Source organism: Novilysobacter erysipheiresistens (assembly GCF_036663935.1).
GTDB lineage: Bacteria > Pseudomonadota > Gammaproteobacteria > Xanthomonadales > Xanthomonadaceae > Novilysobacter > Novilysobacter erysipheiresistens.
This window is the reverse complement of the sequence record NZ_JAXGFP010000033.1, coordinates 1-319: the sequence shown is the minus strand read 5'-3', so window position 1 is coordinate 319 and position 319 is coordinate 1. Positions and strand designations below refer to the sequence as shown.

Genomic DNA, 319 nt, shown 5'->3' with positions numbered 1-319 from the left:
GGCGCCCACGATGCCGTGGTTGCGGGTGGTGTTGTTGCGGAAGTAATTGCCCGTAACCGCGTAATCCCGGGTCCCGTCACCGATGCGCAGGCCATCGAGCCGGTTGTGCCTCATCCGGTTGAGGGCGACGTAGCCGCGGGTAGCGCTCTTCGTCAGCACGCCGAAGCCGTCGTTGTATTCGATCTTGCAGCGCTTGATCACCACCTGCTTCACCCGGTGGTAGACCAGGATGCCGTTGCCGGCGTTGTTGCGGATCAGGCAGTCCTCGATACGAATGTTCTCCGCCCGGTCCATGTTGTGCTTGTCGGGCTCGATATCG

Annotated in this window: 1 protein-coding gene; it reads right to left on the bottom strand. The window is 62.1% G+C overall.

The features are described from left to right. The coding region (locus SNE34_RS14805; RefSeq protein WP_332618392.1) for a right-handed parallel beta-helix repeat-containing protein at positions 1-319 on the bottom strand (319 nt) is incomplete at both ends.